Origin of the sequence: uncultured Ruegeria sp. (assembly GCF_947497005.1) — a bacterium.
Taxonomy (GTDB): Bacteria; Pseudomonadota; Alphaproteobacteria; order Rhodobacterales; family Rhodobacteraceae; genus Ruegeria.
The window spans coordinates 295,907-322,100 of sequence record NZ_CANMFF010000003.1 but is presented as its reverse complement, the minus strand read 5'-3'; the positions used below and the strand labels follow the sequence as shown (position 1 = coordinate 322,100).

21 protein-coding genes are annotated in these 26,194 nt (G+C 56.3%); 7 read left to right on the top strand and 14 right to left on the bottom strand.

Annotation, left to right across the window (positions count from 1 at the left end):
• Positions 1 to 118 precede the first annotated feature (118 nt).
• Entirely contained in the window at positions 119 to 802 is a 684-nt protein-coding gene (locus Q0816_RS06365; protein WP_298848720.1) for an adenylate kinase, read from the bottom strand.
• A gap of 7 nt (positions 803 to 809) precedes the next feature.
• Complete coding sequence (gene acs, locus Q0816_RS06360; protein WP_298848719.1) at positions 810 to 2,774, bottom strand: acetate--CoA ligase; 1,965 nt, start codon at positions 2,772 to 2,774, stop codon at positions 810 to 812.
• Between the two features lie 430 nt (positions 2,775 to 3,204).
• On the opposite strand from acs, the gene Q0816_RS06355 reads away from it, so the two are divergent.
• The 3 genes from Q0816_RS06355 to Q0816_RS06345 are packed head-to-tail and all read left to right on the top strand — an operon-like array spanning position 3,205 to position 6,316.
• On the top strand, positions 3,205 to 4,221 hold the full coding sequence (locus tag Q0816_RS06355) for a C4-dicarboxylate TRAP transporter substrate-binding protein (RefSeq protein ID WP_298848718.1): 1,017 nt from the start codon (positions 3,205 to 3,207) through the stop codon (positions 4,219 to 4,221).
• A 58-nt stretch (positions 4,222 to 4,279) separates the two neighbouring features.
• Positions 4,280 to 4,909 carry a TRAP transporter small permease subunit gene (locus Q0816_RS06350; RefSeq protein WP_298848717.1) on the top strand — a complete coding sequence of 210 codons (630 nt, stop codon included), beginning with the start codon at positions 4,280 to 4,282 and terminating at the stop codon, positions 4,907 to 4,909.
• A 3-nt stretch (positions 4,910 to 4,912) separates the two neighbouring features.
• Positions 4,913 to 6,316 carry a TRAP transporter large permease gene (locus Q0816_RS06345; protein WP_298848715.1) on the top strand — a complete coding sequence of 468 codons (1,404 nt, stop codon included), beginning with the start codon at positions 4,913 to 4,915 and terminating at the stop codon, positions 6,314 to 6,316.
• Positions 6,317 to 6,454: 138 nt separating this feature from the next.
• On the opposite strand, the gene Q0816_RS06340 is transcribed toward Q0816_RS06345, so the two are convergent.
• The 3 genes from Q0816_RS06340 to rocF are packed head-to-tail and all read right to left on the bottom strand — an operon-like array spanning position 6,455 to position 9,345.
• Positions 6,455 to 7,495: an ornithine cyclodeaminase gene (locus Q0816_RS06340; RefSeq protein ID WP_298848713.1), complete on the bottom strand. Its 1,041-nt coding sequence runs from the start codon at positions 7,493 to 7,495 to the stop codon at positions 6,455 to 6,457.
• Positions 7,496 to 7,504: 9 nt separating this feature from the next.
• On the bottom strand, positions 7,505 to 8,425 hold the full coding sequence (gene ctlX, locus Q0816_RS06335) for a citrulline utilization hydrolase CtlX (protein ID WP_298848711.1): 921 nt from the start codon (positions 8,423 to 8,425) through the stop codon (positions 7,505 to 7,507).
• Positions 8,425 to 9,345 (bottom strand): arginase, encoded by a 921-nt coding sequence (gene rocF / locus Q0816_RS06330; protein WP_298848709.1) that lies wholly within the window; start codon positions 9,343 to 9,345, stop codon positions 8,425 to 8,427. The genes ctlX and rocF overlap by 1 nt, the downstream gene beginning before the upstream one ends.
• Positions 9,346 to 9,431: 86 nt before the next feature.
• On the opposite strand from rocF, the gene Q0816_RS06325 reads away from it, so the two are divergent.
• Positions 9,432 to 9,860, top strand: coding sequence for an Lrp/AsnC family transcriptional regulator (locus Q0816_RS06325; protein WP_298848707.1), 429 nt, complete (start codon positions 9,432 to 9,434; stop codon positions 9,858 to 9,860).
• Positions 9,861 to 9,977: 117 nt separating this feature from the next.
• Complete coding sequence (gene mprF, locus Q0816_RS06320) at positions 9,978 to 12,587, top strand: bifunctional lysylphosphatidylglycerol flippase/synthetase MprF (RefSeq protein WP_298848705.1); 2,610 nt, start codon at positions 9,978 to 9,980, stop codon at positions 12,585 to 12,587.
• 2 nt (positions 12,588 to 12,589) lie between these two features.
• Here the strand turns inward: mprF and Q0816_RS06315 are convergent, their stop codons facing one another.
• The 6 genes from Q0816_RS06315 to Q0816_RS06290 all read right to left on the bottom strand — a co-directional run bounded on the left by Q0816_RS06315 (position 12,590) and on the right by Q0816_RS06290 (position 17,324).
• Positions 12,590 to 14,140, bottom strand: a complete 1,551-nt coding sequence (locus Q0816_RS06315; RefSeq protein WP_298848703.1) for an efflux transporter outer membrane subunit — start codon at positions 14,138 to 14,140, stop codon at positions 12,590 to 12,592.
• Positions 14,141 to 14,151: 11 nt separating this feature from the next.
• Positions 14,152 to 15,297, bottom strand: coding sequence for an HlyD family secretion protein (locus Q0816_RS06310; RefSeq protein WP_298848702.1), 1,146 nt, complete (start codon positions 15,295 to 15,297; stop codon positions 14,152 to 14,154).
• Between the two features lie 21 nt (positions 15,298 to 15,318).
• Complete coding sequence (locus tag Q0816_RS06305; protein ID WP_298848700.1) at positions 15,319 to 15,681, bottom strand: DUF3302 domain-containing protein; 363 nt, start codon at positions 15,679 to 15,681, stop codon at positions 15,319 to 15,321.
• 36 nt (positions 15,682 to 15,717) lie between these two features.
• Positions 15,718 to 16,287 carry a disulfide bond formation protein B gene (locus tag Q0816_RS06300; RefSeq protein ID WP_298848698.1) on the bottom strand — a complete coding sequence of 190 codons (570 nt, stop codon included), beginning with the start codon at positions 16,285 to 16,287 and terminating at the stop codon, positions 15,718 to 15,720.
• Positions 16,288 to 16,297: 10 nt separating this feature from the next.
• Positions 16,298 to 16,453 (bottom strand): DUF5993 family protein, encoded by a 156-nt coding sequence (locus Q0816_RS06295; protein ID WP_298848697.1) that lies wholly within the window; start codon positions 16,451 to 16,453, stop codon positions 16,298 to 16,300.
• A gap of 109 nt (positions 16,454 to 16,562) precedes the next feature.
• Complete coding sequence (locus Q0816_RS06290; RefSeq protein WP_298848695.1) at positions 16,563 to 17,324, bottom strand: DeoR/GlpR family DNA-binding transcription regulator; 762 nt, start codon at positions 17,322 to 17,324, stop codon at positions 16,563 to 16,565.
• Positions 17,325 to 17,505: 181 nt separating this feature from the next.
• Between Q0816_RS06290 and glpD the strand changes: the two genes are divergently transcribed.
• Both glpD and Q0816_RS06280 read left to right on the top strand, forming a co-directional pair.
• Positions 17,506 to 19,092 carry a glycerol-3-phosphate dehydrogenase gene (gene glpD, locus Q0816_RS06285; RefSeq protein WP_298848693.1) on the top strand — a complete coding sequence of 529 codons (1,587 nt, stop codon included), beginning with the start codon at positions 17,506 to 17,508 and terminating at the stop codon, positions 19,090 to 19,092.
• 195 nt (positions 19,093 to 19,287) lie between these two features.
• Positions 19,288 to 19,833 (top strand): DUF2087 domain-containing protein, encoded by a 546-nt coding sequence (locus Q0816_RS06280; RefSeq protein ID WP_298848692.1) that lies wholly within the window; start codon positions 19,288 to 19,290, stop codon positions 19,831 to 19,833.
• 43 nt (positions 19,834 to 19,876) lie between these two features.
• Here Q0816_RS06280 and Q0816_RS06275 read toward each other — a convergent pair whose 3' ends face one another.
• The 3 genes from Q0816_RS06275 to metG form a co-directional block, all read right to left on the bottom strand.
• Positions 19,877 to 23,014 carry an efflux RND transporter permease subunit gene (locus Q0816_RS06275; protein ID WP_298848691.1) on the bottom strand — a complete coding sequence of 1,046 codons (3,138 nt, stop codon included), beginning with the start codon at positions 23,012 to 23,014 and terminating at the stop codon, positions 19,877 to 19,879.
• A gap of 3 nt (positions 23,015 to 23,017) precedes the next feature.
• A complete protein-coding gene (locus tag Q0816_RS06270; protein ID WP_298848891.1) occupies positions 23,018 to 24,121 on the bottom strand; it encodes an efflux RND transporter periplasmic adaptor subunit in 1,104 nt (367 codons plus the stop codon).
• A gap of 303 nt (positions 24,122 to 24,424) precedes the next feature.
• Complete coding sequence (gene metG / locus Q0816_RS06265) at positions 24,425 to 26,143, bottom strand: methionine--tRNA ligase (protein WP_298848688.1); 1,719 nt, start codon at positions 26,141 to 26,143, stop codon at positions 24,425 to 24,427.
• Positions 26,144 to 26,194: the final 51 nt, after the last annotated feature.

Below are 26,194 nucleotides of genomic sequence, written 5' to 3'. Positions count from 1 at the left end.
GGCCGCTTCTCGATTGCGCCCAATGCCTCATGGCATCAGGCAAAACTTCCCTAGTCCGCCAAGGCGGTCCATTGAAGTATTCTGTTTGGGATCAAAGCCTTGTGGCTTTTCTCCTCCCCTAATTCATTGTTTCGCTAACGATCCTTTCGAGATCGCTGGCGATATGTTCGATCTTGCCCATGGCGTTGGTGCGTTTCAAAACGCCCTGACCGTCGTAATAGGTGATCAGCGGCGCGGTCTGCGCGTGATACGCCTGAAGGCGAGATGCGACAGTTTCTGCATTGTCATCGGCACGGCGCTTGAACTCGGTGTGACCACACTTGTCGCACTTTCCCTCTTCGGCCGGGATCTTGAACTGGTCATGATACCCTTCGCCGCAGCCCGCACAGGTGTAGCGACCTGAGATGCGGATCACCATTTCGGCGTCCTCTACTTCGAGACTGATCGCGGCATTGATCTTCTGGCCATTGGAGGCCAGCAGGCCATCCAGCGCTTCGGCCTGAACGGTTGTGCGAGGAAAACCATCCAGAATGACACCTTTGGCGCAATCCGATTGAGCCATGCGGTCGCGCAGGATGGCGATGACGATTTCGTCGCTGACCAGATCACCGGCTTCCATCACGGCCTTGGCGGCCAGACCTGCTTCGGTGCCTGCGGCGACAGCTTCGCGCAGCAGGTCACCCGTGCTGAGTTGCACAAGCCCGAACTTATCTTCCAGCATCCGGGCCTGCGTGCCCTTCCCGGCACCCGGAGGGCCGAGAAGGATGAGAACGGCGGGTGTGGTGATTGTGGCAACGTCCATCACATCCTCACTTGCTTGCCCGGTTTTCGATCAGGTCTTCGACAACCGAAGGATCGGCCAGTGTCGAAGTGTCACCCAACGAACCAAAGTCGTTCTCGGCAATCTTGCGCAGGATACGACGCATGATTTTTCCCGAGCGGGTCTTGGGCAAGCCTGGCGCCCACTGAATTACGTCAGGGCTGGCGATTGGGCCAATTTCCGTCCGAACCCATGTGCGCAGCTCTTTCAGCAACTCATCCGAAGGCTCGCGATCATTCATCAAAGTGACATAACAATAGATGCCTTGTCCTTTGATATCATGGGGATAGCCTACCACAGCGGCCTCGGCCACGGCGGCATGCGCAACCAGCGCGCTCTCCACTTCAGCGGTGCCCATGCGGTGACCGGACACGTTGATCACGTCATCCACACGACCCGTAATCCAGTAATCGCCATCCTCATCGCGACGGCAACCGTCACCGGTAAAATAATAGCCTTTGTAGTCCGAGAAATAGGTCTTCTCAAACCGCTCATGATCACCCCAGACAGTGCGCATCTGGCCGGGCCAACTGTCTTTGATACACAGCACGCCTTCGACACCGTCACCTTCGATCTCGACACCGGATTGAGGGTCCAAAACCACCGGTTCGATACCAAAGAAGGGTTTCATGGCCGATCCGGGCTTCATCGCATGCGCGCCGGGCAGGGGGGTCATCAGGTGACCACCGGTTTCGGTTTGCCACCAAGTGTCGACGATGGGGCAACGGCCGCCGCCGACAACCTCATTGTACCAATTCCAGGCCTCGGGGTTGATCGGCTCACCAACTGTGCCCAGCGTCCGCAGATCGCTCAGATCGCATTTTTCGACCCATTCGTTGCCTTGCCCCATGAGAGCGCGCAATGCGGTCGGGGCGGTATAGAACTGGTTTACCTTGTGCTTTTCGCAAACCTGCCAGAAACGCGAAGCGTCGGGGTAGGTCGGCACACCTTCGAACATCAACGTGGTCGCACCGTTGGCCAGCGGGCCATAGACGATATAGCTGTGGCCAGTGACCCAGCCCACGTCAGCCGTACACCAGTACACATCCCCTTCGTGGTAATCGAAGGTGACTTCATGCGTCATCGCGGCATAAACCAGATACCCCCCGGTGGTGTGAACAACACCTTTGGGTTGTCCGGTCGAGCCCGAAGTGTACAGGATGAACAGCGGGTCTTCGGCGTTCATCTCGGCAGGCGCGCAATAGTCATCCGCCTCAAGCGCCATTTCGTTATAGTCAAAATCGCGACCGTCTATCCATGTGGTCTGACCGCCGGTTCGTTTGACCACCAGGCATTTCACTGTGTCCTTGCAGTGCAACAGTGCCGCGTCCGCGTTTGACTTCAATGGTGTCTTGCGACCCCCGCGCGGTGCTTCGTCTGCAGTGATAACGACCTTGGCGTCGCACCCATTGATCCGGGCAGCCAGGGCATCGGGCGAGAAACCCGCGAAAACGATGGAGTGAATTGCTCCGATCCGCGCACACGCCAGCATGGCGTATGCGGCTTCGGGGATCATTGGCAGATAGATGACGACGCGGTCGCCTTTGCGCACGCCTAGGGATTCCAGAATGTTGGCCATCCGGCAGGTGCGGCGTTGCAGTTCGGCGTACGAGATGTGCTGGGCCGCGTCGTTCGGATCATCCGGTTCCCAGATGATTGCCGTCTGGTCACCGCGGGTTTTCAGGTGGCGATCCAAGCAGTTGGCCGAGACATTCAGCGTGCCATCGGCATACCAGTTAATCTTGACCGAGCCGAAGTCATAATTGACGTCCTTGACGTTAGTAAAGGGCTTGATCCAGTCGACGCGCTTTCCCTGCTCGCCCCAGAATGCATCGGGGTCATTGATCGAGGCGGCATACATGTCGGAATATTTTCCGGCATCGACATGTGCACGGGCGACGGTTTCTGCGGATGGCGGATATGTCTTGGCATCTGCCTGGGCAGCGGTGGTCATCTTTGAGGCTCCTCCCTCTGGACTGGATTGCTTTGGGACATTTTTTGCCGGTCGTTCTGGCAAAGTCGATCCCGTTCCTCCCCAAGTTTGAATATTACCGGGTTCAGAAAATAAATAAATAAATTGCGGTAATCCTTGAATTTATTTGTAAAGAAATTTCTGATTTTCGATTGGAACTGTAAACAAACATGAAAGTACTTCATAAAAATACTCCAAAACAGACGGTTGTATGTAACGAAACGTTTGCACATGGTGTGCCGAATACGCAGGCTAAGACTCGCCGATCATAATTCGATCAGTCTTCACGGGTCCTTTCGCGACTTGTTCTGTTACCTGCGGAAATCCCGGTCAGGGTTGGCACAATCGAATGTTGGCGCTAGCTTGATCGACAAGCGCCTCGGGAAGGGGCGCACCAAAGGGAGAAATCACTATGAAAAAGATGTTGAGCGGTGCTGCCGTCGCCGCCCTTGGCGTTGCCTTCGTCACCGAAGCAGCTGCAACTGAATGGAATGCATCCGTCTGGGGTAAGCGCCGCGCCTTTACTGAACATGTTGAAAAACTGGCTGAACTCGTCAGCGAAAAGACGGGTGGCGAGTTCACCATCAATGTCAGCTATGGCGGATTGTCCAAGCCACGTGAAAATCTGGACGGCATCGAGATTGGCGCCTTTGAGATGGCTCAGTTCTGCGCGGGCTATCACCGCGACAAGAACCGGGCAATTACCGTTTTGGAGCTGCCATTCCTGGGTGTGAACAATTTGCAGGAAGAGGTTGCGGTCAGCCATGCGGTGTATGAACATCCTGCAGTCAAGGACGAGATGGCCCAATGGAACGCGCGCATCATCATGACCTCACCGATGCCGCAGTATAATATTGTCGGCACCGGCGAGCCGCGGGATGAACTGGCCGATTTTGATGGAATGCGGGTCAGGGCAACTGGCGGCCTTGGGCAAGCCTTCGAGGCCGTCGGAGGGGTTCCCACCTCGGTTCCCGCGACCGAAGCTTTCAACGCGATGGAATCGGGTGTCGTCGACACCGTGGCCTTCGCCCAGCACGCACACTTGTCTTTTGGGACGATCAACGAGGCTGATTGGTGGACTGCAAACCTGAATCCCGGAACAGTTAACTGCCCGGTTGTTGTCAACATTGAAGCCTATGAAGCCTTGCCAGCCGAACACCGCGAGGCGCTGAACAGTTCGATCAATGAGGCGATTGATCACTATCTGGCGAACTACGGCGGGTTGCTCGAGCAGTGGGACAGCGTTCTGGAAGAAAAGGGCGTCCAGAAGGTCAATATCGATGAGGCCGTGATTGACGAGTTCCGCACCAAGGCGGCTGATCCCATTCGCGAAAAGTGGATTGCGGACATGACAGCACAGGGCCTGCCAGCTCAGGATCTTTATGATCTTGTGCAGGTGACGCTGAAACAGCAACGCGGTGGCAACTGATCCTGGGTATCCGGGTGCCATCCAGGCACCCGGCATCAAACAATAAGGAAACACCGGAATGGCAGGACAGGCCACGGTGCTGGTAGACGGCAGCCGTCTCAGCCAGCTGGACCAGCATTTGTTGAAGCTGGAGCGATTTCTGGCGTTCATCAGCGGTTTGGCCGTGTTTGGATTGATGGTCCTGGCCGTCATTTCCGTCAGTGGGCGCAACGCCGTGAATGCGCCCTTGCCGGGATATGTCGACTGGATTGAGCAAGCGATGCCGCTCATCGCCTTTCTTGGCATTTCATATGTTCAGCGCGACGGCGGTCACATTCGGATGGATATCGTTATTTCCCGCCTGCGCGGACGGGCGCTGTGGTTGTTCGAACTGATTTCGGTTGTTTTGATCCTCTTTCTGATGCTGGCACTGGTTTGGGGCAGCTGGTCGCATTTCGACCGGTCCTTTGATATTGGCGCACCAATGTGGAGCAGGGACAGTTCTATTGATATCGGCATTCCCCTTTGGCCTGCAAAACTTCTGGTGCCTGTTGCGTTTTCCGTCCTGTGCCTTCGACTTGCACTACAGGTTTGGGGGTATGGCCGGGCGTTCTGGCTCGGTCTGGACACTCCGGCGGCCGTGCCATTGATACAGGATGCGGCGGAACAGGCAGCGGCCGAGGCCGAGCAGTTCGAAGGGCAGGACTGATACATGGACACGATTGAGATTGGCCTCTGGGTCACGGGCGGTCTGCTGGTCCTTGTTGTGACAGGCATGCGCGTTGCTTTTGCGGCGGGTTTGGCCGGGCTTGTCGGTTTGACCTGGATTTTCTGGGCCAAGTTTGGCTACGATCCGGATCGATTTGGAAAGGCAGTGACGGTGGCCGTCAAGACCGCGGGGCAGGTGCCGCATTCCAAGGTCGCATCCCACACCCTTAGTCTGATTCCAACCTTTATTCTGATCGGGTATCTGGCATATTACGCCGGCCTCACGCGTGCCTTGTTCGAGGCCGCCAAACGATGGGTCGCCTGGGTTCCCGGCGGGCTCGCGGTATCGACCGTCTTCGCCACCGCTGGTTTCGCGGCAGTTTCCGGCGCGTCGGTTGCGACGTCCGCCGTCTTCGCTCGCATTGCGATTCCGGAAATGCTGAAGGTCGGGTATAACAAACGCTTTGCAGCCGGCGTGGTTGCGGCCGGGGGGACGCTGGCATCACTGATCCCACCTTCGGCTATTCTGGTAATCTATGCGATTATCGTCGAGCAGGATGTCGGTAAGCTGTTGCTGGCCGGATTTATTCCGGGCGCGTTTTCTGCCGTAGTTTACGGTCTGCTGATCGTCGGGATTGCGGTGATCTTTAAGTCCGTTGGCCCCCCTGTAAAGGGCTTTACCTGGAAACAGCGTTTTGCCGCGCTTCCTGGCGCCATTCCAATTGTCGCTGTCATTCTGATCATCATCTGCTTTGTTTATAACCCTTTTGGTGAAAAGGCCTGGGGCACGCCAACGGAAGGCGGCGCAATCGGTGCTTTCATCGTGTTCTGTTTCGCCTTGTTCCATGGGATGCGTTGGACCGAGTTCAAATCCGCGCTTTTGGAAACCGCAAAGCTAACCGCGATGATATTCTCGATCATCTGGGGTGTTTTGATCTATGTACGTTTCCTGGGTTTCGCGGACCTTCCGGGCGCGTTTTCAGATTGGATCACAAGCCTTGAAATGTCGCCCATGATGATTTTGGTCTGTATTCTGCTGGCCTATGCGGTGTTGGGCATGTTCATGGATGCAATCGGAATGTTGCTTTTAACTTTGCCAGTTGTCTATCCTGCGGTGATGGCTCTGAACGGTGGCGAAACCGTCAGTGCGGCTGAAAGTGCGTTTGGAATGTCAGGCCCGATGTGCGCGATCTGGTTTGGTATTCTGGTGGTTAAAATGGCCGAGTTCTGCCTGATCACACCGCCCATCGGACTGAACTGTTTTGTCGTGGCCGGAGTGCGTCCGGACCTGAGTGTGCAGGACGTGTTCAAAGGCGTCATGCCCTTTTTCATAGCTGACGCTTTGACCATCGCAATGCTCGTGGCGTTCCCCGGCATTGTTCTCTACCTGCCGTCGCTTGCTGGGTAACGAAGTGGCGAGGCTCTGCCTCGCGCTCCGAGGTATTTGAAGCCAGATGAAGAAAGGATCCTATACTTCATCTGGCTGAAAGTACCTCGGGGGAGGCGCCCGCAGGGCGGCGGGGGCAGAGCCCCTCTTGGTCGTGTCTTAACTGGCTCGCATCAGCATACCGAACAGATCGCGCGGATCGTCCGGGTCGGCCAACATGTCCAGCGGTTCAAAGAATGCAGTGCCTTCGATCGCCTGTTTGACATAGCGCAGCGCCGAGAAATCTTCGATCGCGAAGCCAACGCTGTCGAACAAGGTAATCTGCCGCTCATCGGTGCGTCCATTGGCGGCACCGGTGATGACCTGCCACATCTCAGTTACCGGATGATCCGCGTCCAGCGCCTGAATCTCGCCTTCGATCCTGGTTTGCTCGGGGTATTCGACAAAGATTTCCGAGCGTAACAGGATATCACGATGCAACTCGGTCTTGCCGGGGCAATCGCCTCCGATGGCGTTGATGTGGACACCAGGCCCAACCATGTTGTCGGTCAGGATTGTGGCGTATTTCTTGTCAGCTGTGCAGGTAGTGATGATCTGGGCGCCTTCGATGGCGTCTTCCGGCGACTTACAAGGGATGACTGCCAAGCCCTTACCCTGAAGGTTGGCGGCACATTTCGCGGTGGCGTTCGGGTCGGTATCATAAAGCCGTACTGTGTCGATCCCGCACATTGATTTGAAGGCGAGGCACTGGAATTCAGATTGCGCGCCATTGCCGATCATGGCCATCGTTGTGGCATTCTTCGGGGCCAGATAGCGCCCGACCAGAGCTGAAGTTGCCGCTGTGCGCAGTGCCGTCAGCATTGTCATTTCGGTCAACAGCGTTGGATAGCCCGTGTAGACATCCGCCAGCAGGCCAAATGCGGTGACTGTCTGTAGCCCCTCAGAAGTGTTCTTGGGGTGCCCGTTAACGTATTTGAACCCGTACGCCTCACCATCCGAAGTTGGCATAAGCTCAATTACACCATGAGGCGAGTGTGCCGGAATGCGCGGCGTCTTGTCGAAGCTTTCCCATCGTTTGAAATCAGCTTCGATCTGAGCGGCGATCTGCATGATCATCTGCTCGACACCAACATGGTGAACCAGTCGCATCATGTTGTCGACGGAAACGAAAGGCACCAAGGCCTTGTCTGAAGGTTGCATAGTGCTCTCCTATCGGCGGGCAAGGTGGACGCCTGCGATCATGCAGCGCACGGACCCACCGGCAGTTTCAATAGTTGGAACGGACAGTGGCAAAGGTGTTGCGCTGGCCTGGATTGTCGCGATTTGGTCTGGTGTGAGAGCGGCAAGTGCTCTGCTGGACAAGGCCAGCACCAGCCCGTCGCGCCCCGACAACTCAATTGCGTTGCCAGCGAACTCGGCGATTTGCCCGTGTGTCAGATCAATGACGGTTCGACCGGATTCCTCCAACCGATTGCGAACGGTCAACCGGCGATCAGGATCCGATATCATATCTAGACAGATCAAGGCGTAATGCGTGCCAATACCCATCAACACGTTGGTGTGATAGACATCCCGGCCTTTCGCGTCTCGGGCCTCGAAGGCGATTGGCTCATAGTTGAAATGGGTGCAGAACCGTTCCAGCAGGACCGGGTCGGCACGATTGGACGTGACCGTGTAGGCGATGCGGGTGACGTGATCCAACACCATCGCGCCGGTCCCTTCCAATGCCAGATCGTCTTGTTCCAGCCCGGAATAATCTATGACGTCCTGCACGCGGTATTCTTGTTTGAGTACCTCAATCACGTCGGATCTCCGCTCGCGTCGGCGCGATGGCACAAACATAGGGTAAATCGCTACATGACCACCTAGATGTGTGGAAAACCAGTTGTTTGGGAAAACGCTGTCAGGTGTGTCGAGGTCGCCGAAATCGTCAAAGACATGAACCGTGACGCCTGCGTCGCGCAATTGCAGAACTGCCCGGTCATGCTCATCCCTTGCCGCTTCAGACGTGGTCTCGGCAGACGTGGAGCTCAACGTTTGAAACGCATTGTCATCGCGTGTTTCCGGGTTGGACGCAAAAGCGTGCGGCCGGATCATGACAACGGCAGAGGGTGCTTGTAGAGACAGCATCAGAAACTCCGGGTGGGGCGGTCGAAGATACGGCGCCCCATCAGCGATGCGGCCAGATCGACCATCAGTTTTGCTGTGCGACCGCGTTCATCCAGAAACGGGTTCAATTCGACCAGATCCAGCGAACTGACCAGTCCGCTTTCATGCAGCAACTCCATGGCTAGATGGGCTTCGCGCTCCGTGGCACCTCCGGGAACCGTGGTTCCCACGGCGGGCGCCACTGCCGGATCAAGGAAATCAACGTCCAGCGAGACATGAAGCAAGGCGTTCTCGGCCTTTACGCGATCAAGGAATGCCAAAAGTGGGGCTTTGATCCCGTTCTCATCAATGCTGCGCATGTCTGCGAGCATCGCGCGGTCTTGCTCCAAAGCTGCCCGCTCGGCTGGATCAACTGAACGCAACCCGATCATACCGATACGGTCTGTTGGCACGACGGCGGGCAAAGAGGGGAAGGCCTCGAACCCGGGTCTTCCGGTAAAATACGCCACCGGCGTTCCGTGCAGATTGCCGCTGCCGGTGCTGTCTGGCGTATGGAAGTCGCTGTGGGCATCAAGCCATAGTACGAACAAGGGCCGATCCACCTGTGCAGCATGCGCGGCCATCCCCGCAACGGTGCCCATGGACAGGGCGTGATCCCCCCCCATGAAAATGGGAACACCCCGCTGGGCCGCGTTTTGCGCAACTTTGCTAAGAGCTCGTGTCCACCCCACGCATTCGGGCAGGGCGAACAGGTGCGGGTGTTGGGGGATGTCCACACTTTCTGCTTGCACGTCGCCCCAGTCGTGAATGGTATGACCAAGATCCGAGAGCGCCTGTTCCAGCCCAGCCACACGATAGGCATCAGGGCCCATCCGGCATCCCTGACGACGTTTTCCGGCGTCCATCGGAGCGCCGACCAGAATGATATCTTTGAGTTCCATATGTTCATTTACGTTTTCAGAGTGTCTTGCGTGAAGTCATCAAATTGCTCAAAATGGTTTCAGAAAATCCTTTATGGGAAAACGTTATGGACGAATTGGATAATCGACTGCTCAATGCGTTGCAGCGGGATGCGCGGGCAAGCTTGTCTGAGCTGTCAGAATCGCTGGGCGTAACGCGCACCACCGTGCGCAGCAGGTTGCAGCGGCTGAAACAGTCCGGTGAAATCGTCGGCTTCACCGTTTTGACGCGCCGCGATCTGGCGCAAAGCCCGGTGCGCGGATTGATGATGCTTGAGATTGAAGGGCGCGGGACAGAGCGGGTGATGGCCCGGATCGGAGCCATGCGTCAGGTTACGGCAGTCCATTCGACCAACGGCAGTTGGGATCTGATCGCCGAGATCAGCACCGAAACCCTGGCTGAACTGGACGAAGTTCTGTTTCAGATCCGAAAAATCGACGGCGTGACGCGATCAGAGACGAATCTGCTGCTGTCTACGCGCAAGGGGCGGCTCTAGCGCTTTGAGATGAAACCAAAATGTGCCAGAGTTTGAGGGCAAATTAAGTCTTGATAACAGACGGGCGGGCGAGCCGCGCGTTTGATCTGCGATCGGAAACTGGCGGGGACGTGCACCATGACCAATGCGGAGAATGGCGGTGAACCTTTGGCCGTGCATTGGGCTGAAAAGCTCACGACCTTGCTGGAAAAGCCCTGGTTGCGGGTAGCAATCCCAGTTCTCATTACCGGAATTGCGCTGACAGTTTTGCATGATTTGTCGGCGCACGTGAAATGGTCGGATGTACAGACGGATATCTCGTCGACGTCGTGGAAGCTGATGTTCTTCGCGTTGTGTTGGACGGCATTCAGTTTCTTTTCGTTATCGCTCTATGATGTGTTTGCCGTGCAAAGTGTGGCGGGTGGCAAGGTGCCTTTACCTGTGGCGGGAATGGCGGGGGCCAGTGGCTATGCTGTGTCAAATTGCCTTGGGTTTTCCTACATTACCGGAACTGCCATCCGGTATCGAATTTATGCGTCTCTTGGGTTGGATCTGGGGCGCGTGGCAGGGGTGATCGCAACCTCCTGGGTCGCGTTCTGGATGGGGCTTATCTTGATTCTGGGTTTATTGCTGACCCTGCATCCGGACGGAATATCCAAAGTGATGCCTGTCAGCGAGACCGTCGAAACCGCCATAGGGCTGTGCCTGTTGGGGGCATTGGTTGCCATGTTCATATGGTTGTCCAGCGGCGGCAGGCGTTTGGCCATCGCTGGAATCGGCTTTGATTTGCCGGGGGGGAAACTGGCCAGCCTTCTGACACTTGCCGCGATCGGAGATCTGTTTGGCGCGTCCATGGCGCTCTATGTTCTGATGCCGGACGATCTGGGCGTTGGCTACCCGTATTTCTTTACAGTCTACATTGCCGCCATAGCCGTTGGTATCCTCAGCCACGCTCCGGGTGGGATCGGTGTATTTGAAGCAACGCTGATTGCTGGGCTTGGCGCGTCCGGACGCTCGGATGTGATCGCTGCATTGTTGCTGTATCGCCTGGTTTATACTTTCCTGCCTTTTGGTATTGCCAGCCTGTCCATTGCGGTCGCGTCCGCGCTGACGCAAAGGCACAGGATAGGTGGGGCTGCGACATGGGTCTACCGGGCCATCCGGCCAATTGTTCCCATGGTAGCCGCGGGGGTTGCGGCGGTGGCCGGAGTGATCCTTCTGGTGTCCGGCGCGTTGCCCGCGGGCACCCAGAACCTTGGCGTCCTTCGTGAAGTTCTGCCCTTGTCCTTTGTCGAAGCTTCGCACCTTGCGGGCAGCGCTATAGGTGTTTTGCTGTTGTTGGTATCGCGTGGGTTGTTCCGTAAGCTCTATCGCGCGTGGGTGGTGGCGATGCTGTTGATGGCGGCAGGGTTCTTTGCCTCTCTTGCCAAAGGGCTAGATACCCACGAGGCGCTTTCGATGTTGGGCACAATTGGTTTGTTGGCTCTGTTCCGTGGGGCGTTCTACCGGGTCAGTGGTGCATCGATCTTCAGGCTGAACATCCCTTGGTTGATTAGTGTCGTTGTACTGCTGGCGGTCATTTTCTGGATCGGACTCTTCGCATATTCGCACGTCGAATATCAAAACGCTCTGTGGTGGGAGTTCGCCTGGAACGGGGACGCATCGCGTTTCCTGCGATCTTGCCTTGTTGTTGCGGTGATCGTCGGGATTGTCGCTGCAAATTCCCTATTCGGGCGAGAGATACCAGCGCCCCAACGCACCGAAATCCCTGCGGTTGTGGAACGACTGGTGATGGAGAGTGAGGATACCGAGTCCCAGATATCATTGACCGGCGACAAGCAGTTCCTGATCTCTCCGGACGAAACCGCGTTCATAGCTTACGCTGATACGGGCAACGCGGTCATATCGAAGGGAGAACCAATAGGCGACGAGACGGCCGGGCAACAGTTGATCTGGCAGCTACGCGAAATGGCGGATCGCGAAGGGAAGCTGTGTGCATTCTACAGCGTTTCGACCAAATACCTTCCAACCTTTTTGGATCTCGGTCTGTCGATCCTGAAAATCGGCGAGGTTGCACGGGTGCCTCTGAAAGATTTCTCGCTGGATGGAAAATCGCGCAAGCGGTTCCGTCAGGCCAAAAACCGGGCCCAACGTGAGGGGTATGTGTTCGAGATCATCCCGAAAGAAGGATTGGCACCGGTTCTGCCGGAATTGCGCGCGATTTCTGACCATTGGCTGGCACAAAAGGCCGGTGCCGAAAAGGGTTTCGCTCTGGGTGGATTTGACGATCAGTACCTGTCTTACTTTGATCATGCGGTTCTGCGCGATGGCAATACTGGCAAGATCATGGCCTTTGCCAACTTGTTTCAGGGTGGCAACAAATCCGAGCTGTCGCTGGATCTGATGCGGTATGAGCCGGAAAGCCCTAGCTTTGTCATGGATGCGCTTTTCGCCGAAATGATGGTCTGGGGATCAGAACAGGGGTTCCACTGGTTCTCGCTGGGTGCCGCGCCATTTTCAGGGATCGAGAACCGTCAGCTTGCGTCGCTGTGGAACCGTATCGGAGGTTTTGTCTATGAGCACGGCGAGCAGTTCTATCATTTCGAAGGGCTGCGTGCCTTCAAACAGAAATTTGACCCGGAATGGAGCCCGAACTATTTGGCCGGCCCCGGCGGGCTGGCTGCGCCACGCATCCTATATGAGGTCAATATTCTGATCTCAGGTGGGTTGAGCGGACTGACAAAGTAGGCTCAGTTCAGGCTGGCTCGGGTCGGGGTTTTCTGCAGCAGATCGCCCCAATCGGTGCGATAGGCCATTTCAGCCAGAACCGTTTCGGGCAGGAATTCCTGATTTTGGCGTATCTGCCACCCGCCTCCCAGACCTTTGTATACCGCGACCAGATTGCTGGACACTTGCTGTCGCGCTTCAATCAAGTTGGCCTGAGACCGCAGGAGCGCGGTTTGAGTGTTCAGAATTCGCGAATAGCTGGCGATACCATCAGTATATTGGCTGATCGCAATTTGCGCGGCTTTGCGCGAGGCATCGACACTTTGCTGATAGAAACCAACCTGCTTGCGCGCCTGTACATAGGCAACCATCGCGCTTTCCACCTCGGAATAGGCGGTCAGCACCGTGTTCTGGTAATTGGCGATTAGTGCCTGATAAGCCGCGTCTTGAGCACGGACATTGTTTTTGATGCGGCCATAGTTCAGGACGTTCCAGACCACACCGGCGCTGGCAAGGCCAGTTGCGCTGTTGCCACTGAACAGATCGCGTCCACCCGATGCCTGCAGACCAATCGCGCCAGAAAGGATGAACTGCGGATACAGATCTGCCAGCGCAATGCCAACCTGCGCCGATTGTGTGGCGGCAGCCAATTCGGCAGCACGCACATCCGGGCGTCGGCGCAGCAATTCTGCGGGCACACCTACTGCTATGTTGGACCGTGCTGATGGGATGCGACCTGAATTGCCCAATAAGCTTGTCATCCGAGACGGCGTAGTGCCAAGCAACACCGCCAGTGCATTCTTGGTTTGTTGCAGGTCGCTTTCCAGTTCGGGCACCAGTGCCTTGGTGTTGTTAAGCAAGGCAGTAGATTCCTGAACATCCAATTCAGTGGTGACACCGTTGTTAAAACGCAGCTGGGTCAGATCAGCGGACTCTTGCTGTAACTTGATGTTTTCACGGGCAACCGCCAGCGATTCCTGCAGCGCGCGGATATTGACGTAAAGAGCCGCCACATCCCCGGTCAGCGTCACCAAAGCGTCGTCATAGTTCGCGACCTGCAGCGCCAGATTGGATCGAGCCGCCTGAACGCCACGTCGCTGCGCGCCCCAGACATCCAACTCCCACTGGGCATCGAAACCGACTTGTGAGGTCGAGAATTCGGTATCAAGCGGGATGATGCGATTGATATCGGAGACCGGCCCAAGGTTGTTGCTGATCTGCCGACGCTGCAGTGAACCGCCAATGGCCTGCGACTGCGGGTAAAGCTCTCCGAAGGCGATGCCCAGCTGTGCCCGGGCTTGCAGAACCCGGGCGCCTGCGACCTGCAATGTCAGGTTCTGGGCGTACGCCTCGGCAATCAGCTTATTGAGGGTCCGGTCATTGAACGTCTCCCACCATTTCACAACGGGTGCGCTGCGTGATGTCAGGCCACTTTGACTTGTGCTTGGGCTGTTCACCTCGATCCACTGTTTTACGACCGGTGAGTTTGGGCGCACGAAATCAGGCCCAACAGGTGTGCAGGCCGTGAAAGCGGCGGCGCAAAGGGCAGTTCCCAGCAACCGGCGGAGTGTCATAATGCGCATCCTCAGATATCCAACGGTCGGATGAAGTTGGCGAACGAATAGAGGCGGATGTTGATGCGCCTCAGGAACTCAAAGCTTTTGCCCTGACCTGTATAGATCGTCACCGCAGCATGCCCGCCTGCAGGGAAGGTGTGTTCTTCCGGAACATCTACCGTGATCTGCACCGCGATCCGACCGGGCAGTTTGGGCAGTTCAAAGCCGGGCAGGCGGCCTGAAGGGATGAATTGCCCTTGCCGCGTGGCCCACCAGATCGCCTCGACCTTTCCTGTCAGGATTTCACCGGGATAAAGATCCAGCGCCACCTCGACCTCTTGGCCGGGTTCCACGAACTTCAGGTTCTGTTGGCGGAAGGTTGCAAGAATATAAGGGCTGTCCTCGGTCACGAAACTGGCAATCGCGCCCAACCGAACATCGCCAACAACCAATCCTGGGCGGGCCTGTTGCGAAACGATCATGCCGTTTTCAGGCGCATAGATCGTTGTGTTTTCAAGGAAGTACTCGGCCTCGGCCAATTGCGATCGCGCCTGAAGAATACCCGTGTTCACACCATCTATCTGGGATTCCACGGCCAGCTGCGCCTTTTCTAGATTTGCCTCGGCCTGTTTCACGGCGGCAAGGTCTTCGGTCACCTGCTCGTTCCAGCGGTCCAGATCGTCTTGCCGCGCTCCACCGGCGGGCACGAGGTTTTCATACCGTGCTTGCTGGGTCTGCGCATAGGCCAGTTGCGCGTTTGCCCGTTCAACAGCCTCAGTCGACGAGATCACATCCTGATCAAGAATTTTAGCATTCTGCTCAGCCGCGACCAACTGCGCCTGCGCATTGTCTACCGCCAGTGAAAACACCGTATCATCAAAGCGGTAAAGCGGATCGCCCTTGGTGACCGGTGTATTTGGTTCCACAAGAACCTCGGTCAGGATCGTGGGCTGTGTCAGCTTGGGGATGATCTGTATGGTCGAGCGCACAACATGGCTGTCCGCCGAGAAGGGCTGAAAGAACCGCAAGGCGACAAGAAAAATCAGCAGAAGGTGTGCACCGACCCAAAAGGAAACGATGCCCCAGGCAATGTTGAATTTGAGCAATTCCAGCTTGAAGAAAATAAGCCAGACGAAAATGATGTAGAATAGGGTGATGCCAAGGGCGACGAACATGAGTAGTAATTTCCTTCGGCCTTAGCCCTGCTGCGTGTCGTCTGTGTCCAGACTGCCTTGGTATTCCGGTTTAACTTTACCGCCTAACCGCTTGATTTCATCTCGAATAGCGTCTTTTTCCTCGTCAGGGCCACGGCGAATGTCGACCGTAACTCCATCGTGGAAAGCCCACATAAAGGCATGAACCCAGGGAACGACGGCCAGAAACCCCATCCATCCCATGATCTTCACCGCTTCGGCATGGGGATGGTTGCGTTTGATTGCGATCCGGCCCGGCAGACCCATGATGAACAGAAACAACGCCATCACCGCAGCCAATAGCAGAATCAACGCCACGAAAGTCAGGTAGTCGTAATAGCCAAGCGGCTGTCCCAATAGTCCCATGCTCGCGCCTCCTTTTTTGGGAAGGTTAAGGTATCTTCAGTTGCCTGCGTCCAATTCGTCAATCAACTTGTAGCTTGTCGGCGGGTCAGCGCAGATACCGGGCCCGCATTCCAACAAAGTCGAACCCGCATTCAACACTGCCAGAGCCAGCATGGTGAAAAAAGCGACTTTGGCCAGAGAATTGCCGCCAAACCGGGGCTCTTGATCTGAAGACCCCTCGTATTGGCGATCAAACAGCAGCATGATCGATGTGCCCAGCAAAACAAGGAAAAAGGCGATTCCGGCCCAAGTATAGTAGTGCAGTCCAAAAACAGGAGAGCCGTAGTGACCGGTTCCAGGTACGATATGCAGCAGAATTTGGCGGATCGAGACACTTCCGCCGTACAAGGCTGCGATCAGCATAATGGCATAGTGTTGCGGGCGCGCACCGTAAAGCAGGTTCAAGCCAATCCCTACACCGACCGCGACCAGGCCAACGCGCTGCAGCAGGCAAAGCGGGCAGGGTAGTTCGTATAGGACAAGTTGATAGAAAAACGCCAACGCCAGGACAAGGCAAACGGCCAGCATGCCGATGGCGTTGAGGGTGCGGGACAGTTCAGATGTCATGGCAAGCCCCTCAGAGTTGAATTGTCAGCTGGGTGGTTGCGTGGAACTTCAACCAATAGACACACAAGGCCAAAGTGACGAAAAACAGCGCGTTTCCGATCCTTGTCAGGTTGAAATAGTTGAGCCCCATCGTGGCGATAAATAATGCAAACAAAAGCGCAATCATGGCCCGGTTCTCCCCTCCCGTGCACAATTCCTTGTATCAATGATAGTGTCAGGCCGGTTCCCATCTGGCAAGCCGCGCAACTCGCCCAAACGCTGAAACCTGTCTGCCTCTAGTCGCAGATTATGACGTTTGTTTGCCACTCGCGACAATGGTGCGGCAGGTTGCCGGGTAAAGGTGCATCGGTATAGACAGTGTCGATTTCGGCCATCGAGCCTATTCGCGCCGGGGCCGAGCGTTGAAATTTCGAATGATCGGCAACCAAAGATGTGCATCGCGCCTGTTCAATAATGGACTTACTGACCTGAACCTCCTGAAAGTCGAAGTCCAAAAGATCGCCATCGGTGTCCAGAGCCGAGCACCCGATGACAGCGAGGTCGAACTTGAATTGCCGGATGGTCGATACAGTCAGGTTTCCAATCAGGCCTCCGTCTGTTCGACGCAGGACCCCACCGGCCATGACGATTTCACAGTCGGGGTTTTCGATCAGGATGTTTGCAACGTTAATATTGTTCGTCACCACCATCAGGTTCTTGTGATTCAGTAATTGTTTGGCCACGGCCTCGGTCGAGGTTCCGATATTCAGGAAGATTGACGCGCCATCGGGGATATCAGCCGCGCAAGCCTGCGCGATGCGGATCTTGGCGTCAGCGTTCAGGGCACGGCGGTCCTCATATCCGATATTTGAGACGCCTGATCGCAAAACCGCGCCACCATGGACCCGGTCCAGTTTGCCCGCATCTGCAAGCTCTGTCAGGTCGCGTCGGATTGTCTGAACGGTGACGCCAAAGCGTTCGGCTAACCCGTCGACGGTGACACGCCCTTCAGAGCTGGCGATTTCAAGAATGTCGGATTGGCGAAAGGACAGGGACATGGTCGGTTCCAAAACAGAAGACGTATTTTCGTTTTTGTTTTTTTAGGTGGGGTTTGCAAGGTGACACGTAAAAATTTCATAGCAGCGTTGCAAAAAAAGAAAAAAAACGAACAAATACGTTGACGATACGAATGGGGTTCTGGCAAATGCCAGTAACAATGCCTGGCGGGAATCATAGGATATGCAGTCGACAGACGGAAAGATCACAGACCTTTTCATCATCGGTGGTGGGATCAACGGTTGCGGCATCGCCCGCGATGCTGCCGGACGAGGCCTTTCGGTAAAACTGGCCGAGATGAATGATCTGGCCTCGGCGACGTCATCAGCTTCGACAAAGCTGTTTCATGGTGGGCTGCGATATCTGGAATACTTCGAAATTCGTTTGGTGCGCGAGGCCCTGATCGAGCGTGAAACCCTGCTGCGCGCGATGCCACATATCAGCTGGCCGATGCGCTTTGTGCTGCCGTACCACAAGGATATGCGGTTTGACTCTGAAACGCCAACCTCTCGGCTGCTGAGCACGGTCATGCCGTGGATGCGGGGGCGGCGCCCGGCCTGGCTGATCCGGTTGGGCCTGTTCATGTATGACAATCTGGGCGGGCGCAAAATCCTGCCGGGAACGACGTCGTTGAACCTGCGTTCGGCACCGGAAGGTGCCCCTCTGCAGGACAAGTTTGAAACGGCTTATGAGTATTCGGACTGCTGGATTGAAGACTCGCGGCTAGTGGTCCTGAATGCGCGTGACGCCGAAGGACGCGGCGCGCAAATCATGGTGCGAACCGAGGTAATTTCGGCTGAGCGGGTTGGTGATCTTTGGGAAGTGTCCATTCGGGATCGTGACAGCGGTGAAACCCAAGTGGTTCAGGCCAAAATGCTGATCAACGCCGGTGGCCCATGGGTAGGGGACATCATCCAAACCAAGATCCGTGTGAATTCACGCGAGGGTGTTCGACTTGTTCGGGGCAGCCACATTGTGACGCCCCGGCTGTATGACCACGACAAATGCTATTTCTTTCAGGGTGAAGATGGTCGCATCATTTTCGCAATACCGTACGAGCAGGACTTTACCCTGATCGGCACAACGGATCAGGATCATCCGGACCCGTCCACCAAACCGGTTTGTACCGAAGCCGAACAGGATTACCTGTGCGCCTTTGCCTCTAAGTACTTCAAGCGTGCTGTGACTCGCGATGACGTGGTGTGGACCTATTCCGGCGTGCGACCGCTTTATGATGACGGTGCAAGCAGTGCCACTGCCGCGACACGGGATTACACTCTGAAAGTTGATGCGCAGGGCGGGGCGCCTGTATTGAACGTATTCGGCGGCAAGATCACCACCTATCGTCGGCTCGCGGAAAGTGCACTGGAGAAGGTTGGCGAATTCTTCCCGAACATGCCGGGCCCGTGGACTGCGGGTGTTGCCTTGCCAGGTGGTGACTTTCCGGTTGATGCCGTTGAAGCCCTGACCGGTAAGCTTTTGGCCGCGTATCCGTTTCTTAATGCCGTTTGGGCCGCACGACTGATCAGGGCCTATGGGACCGAAGCACACGACGTCCTTGGGGACGCACAGCAGATGTCCGATCTGGGTGAGGATTTCGGGGCGACACTGACAGCTCAGGAAGTTGCCTGGCTGATCGACAAGGAATATGCCCGAGCAGCCGAAGACGTGGTCTGGCGTCGCAACAAGCTGGGTCTGCGGTTAAGCGCCGAACAGATCGCGCGGATCGACAGTTGGATGGCCGAACGGCAGGCCCAGACCACCACCTGATCCACTTTTCTATCCCCTTGGCGGGTGATCCGTGTTGTGCTAGCCATTGACTACGGTCGGCAGACACCGAGGCGTCGCTGCTCTTTTACAGAGTGCTAAACCTGCCAGAGGATATGAAATTATCGCAACCATCAGGGCGTTGTTTCGTTAAGTCAGCGACCAACGATCGCGCAAAACGCCCGATATGGATTTGTGATGAGCAAAACTCCCGTTCCGTTGCACGCCGATGATTTGACCGGTTTCGTGCGTACCTTGTCCCAACAACTTGGGGATACCAGCCCGTCGCACCTGACCCTGATGAACATGGTCGCTCGTGCAGCGGGGTTTCAGAACGTGCAACACATGCGCAACGCCGGTGCCGCTGTCAGGCGGATGGAGGCCCGTTCGAAGCAGCCAGCAGCAGACATGCGTGTGGTAGAGCGTACACTGCTTATGTTCGACGTACAGGGCAGGTTTCGGCAATGGCCGTCGAAACGACTGGTGCAAACCTTGTCCCTGTGGGTGCTCTGGTCTGCTGTACCAGCCGGTGCGGTGTTGCAAGAGAGTGAAATCAACACATATCTCAATGCCGAGCATTGCTTTGATGACCCTGCCACCTTGCGTCGGACTATGATTTCCTGCGGACTTCTGACGCGGAACCGGGACGGGTCAGATTATCGCCGGGTCGAGCAGTCACCAAGTGCCGAGGCAAAGGTGGTGATCCGGGAAGTAACGGTGCGTCGTCGCAGAAGATCTGACTGAGATCAGGAAAAAGCCCCGCCGGTGAGGCGGGGCTTTGATTGGATCAGGCGTTGGTTTCTTTTGGTTCCGAACCGTTCTTGCTGCCTTTCAGCCACTCTCGCAAACCTTGCATCAGGGCATAGAGGACGGGCACGACGATCACACCCACCAGTGTTGCGGCCAGCATGCCACCGAACACGGCCACACCGATGGCTTTCTGACTGGCAGCACCGGCACCATTTGCTGCAAGCAGCGGGACAACGCCCAGAAGGAAGGACAGTGCAGTCATCATCACCGCGCGAAAACGTTGATACGCGGCTTCTGCGGCGGCCTCCTTGATGGAAAGACCCTTGGCGCGCTGCTCCATCGCAAATTCGACGATCAGGATGCCGTTCTTGGATGCCAGCCCCACAAGCATGATCATACCGATCTGCGTATAGAGGTTGATATCACTGCCCACGATGGCCACGGCGGCCACGGCACCAAACAAGGCCACTACAACTGAAAGCAGGATCGAAACGGGCAGGGTCCAGCTTTCATATTGCCCAACCAGGAACAAGTATCCGAACAGGATGGCAAGCCCGAGGATGATGATAACCAAACTGCCAGAGGCCAGCTGTTGCTGCGCCGTCCCTGTCCATTCGAACGCATAGCCGGGGGGCAGGGCGGTCGCGGATTCTTCTGTCATCACGCTGATCGCGTCGCCGCTGGATAAACCGGGCGCAGGTACCGCGGTCACTGTGGCTGACCGGAACAGGTTATGGCGCTTCAGCAGAACCGGACCCAGCACATTCTCTACGTCGATCAACGTCCCCAAGGGCACCATGTCGCCATTTTGAGACCGGACATAGAGGTTCGCGATATCATCGACATTGTCGCGATAGGTTCCGTCGGCTTGAATCATCACGCGATAAACGCGACCGAACAGGTTGAAGTCATTCACATAATAAGACCCCAGTTGTGCCTGCATTGTCTGGAAAATCTCGGCCACTGAAACGTTCAGCGTCTTGGCTTTTTCGCGATCAAGATCCACGAATAACTGCGGGACGTTTGCGCGGAATGTCGTGTAGGCTTGTCCGATCTCGGGTCTCTGGTTTGCCGAATACACGAATGAACCCACAGCCGAGGCCAGATCCTGTGGTGTACCACCGCCGGTTTGCTGAACCTCCATTTCAACACCCGCAGACATACCAAGACCCTGAATCGGGGGCGGATTGAAGGCCAGGATCGAAGCTGCTGTTTCACCATTCGCAATGGCCAGAACTTTGGCCAGTATGGCGTCGGCGCTCAGATCGTCTTCCTGCCGTTCGCTCCAGTTTTCGAGGTTGACGAAAATCGCAGCCCCGTTGGTAATGGTGCCGTTCAGCATAGAAAAGCCGTTGACCAGAACAGTGCTAGCGACACCCGGAATTTCACGAATTTGATCGTCCAAACGTGCGGTAACTGCTTCGGTTCGTTCCAGCGTGGCAGCATCAGGCAATTGAACATCAACGAACAGGTAACCGTTGTCCTCAAGCGGGATAAACCCCGCAGAGGTGTTCGACATGATTGTCCCGGTCCCAAAACCAAGCCCGACAACGATGGCCAGTGCGATGGCAGGGAAAATCAGCAGTTTGCGAACAATGGCGACATAGCCATTGCGCACTGAGCCAATGAAATTCTCGAAGGCCGCCAGCACCCCTTTGGGCGGGCCGGATCTGGCCCGAAGGACCAGCCCGCACAAAGCCGGAGAAAGGGTCAGTGCGTTAACAGACGAGATTACAACGGCGGTTGAGATCGTGACGGCAAATTGGGAATACAGCCGCCCTGAGATGCCGGGCATGAACGTCACCGGCACGAACACCGCCAGCAAAACCAGCGTGGTTGCGATGACCGGTCCGGTGATCTGGCCCATGGCTTTGCGGGTCGCTTCTGCAGGGGGCAGGCCCTCATCCGCAATAATGCGTTCTACGTTTTCAACCACTACGATTGCGTCATCCACCACGATACCGATGGCAAGCACCAAGGCGAACAGCGAGATCGTGTTCAGGGACATGCCAAAGGCCAGCAAGAAGGCAAAGGTACCTATCAAAGACACTGGAATCGCAACCGCCGGGATGATCGTGGCACGCCAGCTTCCTAAGAACACGAACACGACCGAGATCACAAGAATGAAGGTCAGGATCAGGGTGGAGACCACGTCGTTCAGAGATGCTTCGACAAAGTCGGTGGTGTTGAAGGGGACTTCATATTCAACATCTGTCGGGAACGCGCGTGATAGACGCTCCAATTCGGCCTGCACACGCTCTGAAACCGCCAAAGCGTTTGCGCCTGGGGCCTGATAGATGCCGATCACAGTGGCGGGAACCGCTTGGAAATAGCCCGAGGCCGAGTAGAACTGCGCGCCAAGCTCTGTACGTGCAATGTCTTTGACGCGGACAATGGCGCCGGCATCGCCGGTGCGGATGACGATGTCTCCAAATTCTTCTGCGGATGTCAGGCGACCTTTGGATTTGATCGTGTATTGAAACGTCTGCCCTTCAGGCACCGGAGGGGACCCGATGGAACCTGCGGACACCTCGATATTCTGTTCACGGATTGCGTTAATCACGTCACCCGGCGTGATGGAGAGCGCCGCCATTTTATCCGGGTCCATCCAGATCCGCATGGCGTATTCAAGGTTGGTCAGAACGTCGGCCTTACCAACGCCCTGCACACGTGCCAGCGCGTCACGCAAGTTGATCGACGCATAGTTGGACAGAAAAACGCTGTCATACGTGCCTTCAGGTGACGTCAGCGTGACCAGCATCAGCATGTTGGTCGAAGACTTTTGTGTCACGACACCGGACGAAGTCACCTCGGTCGGTAACGACGACATAGCCTGAGCCACCCGGTTCTGAACATTGACCGATGCGATGTCGGGATCTGTTCCAACCTCGAAGGTGATGTTCAGAGAGTAAGACCCGTTATCCGAAGATGTGGACGTCATGTAGATCATGTCGTCCACACCGTTTACCTGCGCCTCTATCGGCGCAGCGACAGTGTTTTCCACGGTTTCAGCGTTCGCGCCGGTATAGGTGGTTGTGACGCTGACAACTGGTGGCGTGATATCCGGGAACTGTGCCACTGGCAGCACCAGATAGCCGATACCGCCCATGATGGTCAGCACCAGCGAGATGACAAGCGCCAGCTTGGGCCGGCTGATGAACAGGGCTGAGAACATCTGTTACTCTCCCGGCTGTTCTGAGGCCACGACTGCGTCAACAGCCACGCCGGGGCGGACCCGCTGCAGGCCCTCGACAATCACGCTTTCGCCTTCCCGTAGACCGTCTGTTACGATGATGGCGGTGCCGACTGTGTCGCCTGTGGTGATGTAGCGTTGTTCCACCATCTGCTTGTCGTTGACCACCAGAACAAATTCACCGCGCTGATCGCGCTGCAGGGCGGCTTGTGGTACAAGAACCTGCAGGGTAGGCTCCAGCGCTTCAATCTGCACGTTTACAAAGGCGCCGTCCAGGATCAAACGGTCAGTGTTTTCGAACTGCGCGCGCATTGTGATCGCGCCGGTCAATGGATCGATACGGTTGTCAACGAACACAATTCTGCCGGTCTCATCCAACTCGGTTCCATTGGGTAGTGTGACATGCACATTTGGGCTTTGTGGGCTATCGGCAAGAGAGGCCGAGTTTTCGCCAACGGTCTGCAGAACCGAGGTAAAGAGTTTTTCGTTCAGTGAGAAATTCACGTAGATCGGCGACTCGCTGACGATATTGACCAGCGGAGGGTTGGTTGGGCCGACCACGTCACCAACACTGGTTGTGATGCTGCCGATACGCCCTTCAAAAGGTGCATGGATCTGCGTATAACTCAGGTCCAGTTCGGCCTGTTGGATCGCCGCATTCGCGGCCTTAACTTCTGCTTCTGCCACCAACTCATTGGCGCGGGCGATATCGCGTTCGGATTCCGGCGTCGCGTCGCGTTTGTAAAGCTCTTCCTTGCGCGCCAGATCAACCTTGGCCAGTTCCAGATTAGCCTCAGCCCGGTTCAGATCGGCTTTTCGGGCCTCAAGCGTGGCTTCGTACAGGTTGGGTTCGATCGTAAACAACAGGTCGCCTTCCTTGACGGACGCACCATCTTCGACCTCGCGGCTGTCGAGAAATCCGTTTACGCGGGCCACGATGTCGACCTTGTTGATCGCCTGAGCACGTCCGATGAAAGTGGCCTCGTCGGTGATTTCTTCGGTGTAGGCCGCGGCGATTGAAACCTTTGGTGGTGCCCCTTCTTCCTGCGCGGTCGCAGGATGCGCCAGACCCAGAGACAGCAGCAACATTGCAGTGGCGAGCGGCTTGCTGGTCTGAGTGCGTAAACAGAATGTTGGGGACATGGCGGAAGCCTCGTTCGTTTCAGAAACAAATGATCCCGACCTTGCTGCCATTGTGGCCCGAGTCGGAGGAACTTGGTCTCAAGATGACTTTTTTAAAATGATTTCTCAAGCGTGATGAATCCTGGGTCGGGTGATGCCGACGCCAGAAATTTTAGTACTCAGGCTGGTTTAGGGGGTGGTCTGGCCTGAAGGTCCAAACGACAACAGGGGCCGAAAAGGCCCCTGTGTGGTTTGCCTACATGCACGTTCTTAGGTGCGCCCGCCCGCGAATTTTTCCTGCCATTCCTCGCGCTGTTCGTCCGATATCTTGGCGAACAAAACATTGGGTACAGTGAACTCATGACCAGAGGGCAGCGCGGTCAGCGCTGCGGCCACGTCGTCCGGCCAACCGGTATCAAGCGTGTTCATGGCGCTCAGCATACGCGCCGAAGTATCAGGGATGAACGGCGCGCTCAGCACCGCATAAAGCCGGATCAGGTTCAGACCCAGACGCACCTGTGCCGCCGCCTGTTCCGGATCTTCCTTGAAGGTCGACCAAGGCGCTGCAGCTTGCAGGTATTCATTGCCGGCAACCCAGATTGCCCGCAGCTCCTGCGCAGATTTTCGGATTTCCATCGCTTGCATATGGCCTTCATAGGCCCGGACACGACGGGTGAGATCCTCAATAAGTGCTTCTTCTCGTTCACCGAACGCGCCGCCTTCGGGGACGGCCTCGCCAAACTTGGAACGGCAGAACTTGGTAATTCGACTGACGAAGTTACCCAGAACGTCTGCCAGATCCTTGTTCACCGATTGCTGGAAATTCTCCCACGTGAACTCACTGTCGCTGCTTTCGGGCGCATGGCTCAGCAACCACCAACGCCAGAAATCAGCGGGCAGAAGGTCCAGCGCCTGATCCATGAACACGCCGCGACCCTGAGAAGTCGAGAACTGACCGCCGTCATAATTCAAGTAGTTGAAGGATTTCAGATGGTCGACCATTTTCCACGGCTCGCCCGAGCCCAGAATGGTCGCCGGGAAGCTGAGCGTATGGAAAGGCACGTTGTCCTTGCCCATGAACTGCACATAGCGCACGTCGTCCGCACCCTTGTCGGTGCGCCACCAGCGCTCCCACTCGGCATCGGGTTTTCCAGTGGAATCAGCCCATTCCTTGGCACAGGCGATGTATTCGATGGGTGCGTCGAACCATACGTAGAAAACTTTGCCCTCCATTCCTGGCCAGTCCTGATCGCCTTTCTTGACCGGCACGCCCCAATCCAAATCACGGGTGATGCCGCGATCGCGTAGCCCGTCACCGTCATGCAGCCACTTTTTGGCAATCGAAGTGGTCAGGATCGGCCAGTCAGCCTTGCTGTCGATCCATGCATCCAATTGATCCTTCATCGCCGATTGGCGCAGATACAGATGCTTGGTCTCACGCACTTCCAGATCGGTCGAACCGGAAATGGCGGAACGTGGCTCGATCAGGTCGGTCGGGTCCAACTGCTTGGTGCAGTTCTCGCACTGGTCACCGCGCGCGCGCTCATAGCCGCAATTGGGGCAGGTGCCTTCGATATAGCGGTCGGGCAGGAATCGGCCATCTGCGTTCGAATAGACCTGTTTCTCACTGACCTCTCGGATCAGCCCCGCGTCGTCCAGCTTGCCAGCGAAATGCTGGGTCAGGGCCTTGTTCTGCTCACTGGACGAACGACCAAAGTAATCGAAGCTGAGCCCGAACCGGTTGGCGATATCCATTTGGACGCCGTGCATCTCGGCACAGTATTCGGCCACCGGCTTGCCAGCCTTGGCAGCGGCAAGTTCCGCCGGAGTACCATGTTCGTCGGTGGCGCACAGGAACATGACCTCGTTCCCCCGGCCGCGCTGATAGCGTGCGTACAGGTCAGCAGGCAATTGCGAGCCGATCAGGTTGCCGAGGTGTTTGATCCCATTGATATAGGGGATCGCCGAGGTGATGAGAATCCGAGCCATGTTCCGTATCCGCGTAACTGTCTGCGCGCCCGTCTACCTTATGTGACCGGC